Annotated in this window: 3 protein-coding genes; 1 reads left to right on the forward strand and 2 read right to left on the reverse strand. The window is 61.3% G+C overall.

Annotated features, from left to right (window positions below; genetic code table 11):
• Positions 1-210: hypothetical protein (locus EOC06_RS41790; RefSeq protein ID WP_245469356.1), on the forward strand; the 210-nt coding region annotated here is incomplete at its 5' end.
• A 35-nt stretch (positions 211-245) separates the two neighbouring features.
• Here EOC06_RS41790 and EOC06_RS05955 read toward each other — a convergent pair.
• The gene (locus EOC06_RS05955) at positions 246-1,271 is read right to left on the reverse strand and encodes a nucleotidyltransferase family protein (RefSeq protein WP_128307316.1); all 1,026 of its coding nucleotides are present in this window, start codon (positions 1,269-1,271) and stop codon (positions 246-248) included.
• Between the two features lie 63 nt (positions 1,272-1,334).
• The coding region (locus EOC06_RS41795) for a dihydroxyacetone kinase subunit DhaK (protein WP_245469357.1) at positions 1,335-1,520 on the reverse strand (186 nt) is incomplete at its 5' end.

The following is a 1,520-nucleotide window of genomic DNA, read 5'->3' on the forward strand; positions in this document are numbered from 1 at the left end:
AAAGAGGTTCTCGAGACATCCGGAGACGAACCGTTCTTCGTTCCGTGTCGTAAGGACCGCGACGACTCGCGGGGAACTCCGATCACGCGCAGCATTCGCAATGTGGGTATTGAGATCGGCCAAATTCCTCAATCCTTCGTCGTGTGCTTCCCGACGCAGGCTAAAGACTCAGAGCGGCCAAGCCAAGAGCGCCATCACTTTCCGACCTGAGGTGATGGCGCGACGCTTTTCCGGGGGAGAACGTCTCACACTTTTCCTGGAATTGCTCTGGCCCTGGCCAGCCGTTGGATCCAGCGGAAGGCGTCGCGGCGTAGGCGCGAACCAAGCTTGTCCCTGGAATTGACGCCGAGCAGCGTATTCGTGGTGATCAACCGCCTGGCCAGCCGTATGGAGAGATCGGGTTTGATGCGGCCGGCGAGTTCGAGCGCGCGGCTTTCGTCGAACAACTGGCCGGTCACATCGAGCACGATTGCCAACTCGAGCTCGATGCCGGTGGTACGGGCAGCGTCGAAGAGGCGTGCTTCCGCTTCGGGTGATTGCAGCGCCCGCACGCCTTGCAGCACGTCGACGCAAAGCTGCAGCCGGTGGAATTTGTGGCCGCCGGCGGCATGCACGATGGCGATCGTGAGAAGAGCCGCCGGCGTGTCTGTCGCGTCGCCGTCGATGGCGCGCAATTCAGGGAAACCCAGCGACAGGCGCCGCCGCATGCCGGTGTCATGCACGAGGTCGCCATGCAGTTCGACCAGCAGGCTGGAATTCTCCTTTTCGAGCCATTTGAATTCCTGCAATTCGTAGGATTCGGCCTCGTCGCTGCCAAGCTCGAAGCCGCATGCCGCGATCACCTGGTTTGCCCTGGCCAGATTGGCGGGTTCGACCAAGATGTCGATGTCGGTGAACGGCCTGTCGGCGACGTTGCGGTAGAGCTTGCGCGCGAAGACCGGCCCCTTGACGATCCGCGCCGGAACATTGTCCGCCGCCAGTCCCTTCATGATGCGGTCGCCATGATACTTCAACAGCATCGACTGGCCGGTGGCGATCGTCGCTTTCTGGCGCAGGTCCTCCAGTTTGTCTCGCAGCTCCTGATCCGACGGCAGTTGCGCGTCGCCGCTGAGCTTGCGCAGCATGATCGGCAAGACGCCATGGAATTCGGCGTTGTCGAGCAGCGACATCAGCGTCTTTGCCGACAAATTATCGACGTCGACAGTCGGCGCCTCCGGATCTGCGTAGCGCAGCAGCAGCTTTTCTTCGGCAGGGGTAAGCGGTGGCAGCATCAACCTGGACAATGTTGCGATTGAAGGGAAAGATGTTGCAGAAAAGCAGGGTGGAAGCCAGCTTTACATGCCCCAGCGCAGCGCTGCTGTGTGCACCGGCGCGTCCCAGAATGCGGTCGTCTCGTCGTCGAGCATGGTCAGCGTGATCGAGCAGCCGGCCATGTCGAGCGAGGTGACGTAGGAGCCTACCAGCGAACGGGTCACCGTCACGCCGTGTTTTTCGAAGATCGCCCGCGCGCTGTTGTACAT

The organism is Mesorhizobium sp. M7A.F.Ca.MR.362.00.0.0 (assembly GCF_004023175.1).
Classification (GTDB): Bacteria; Pseudomonadota; Alphaproteobacteria; order Rhizobiales; family Rhizobiaceae; genus Mesorhizobium.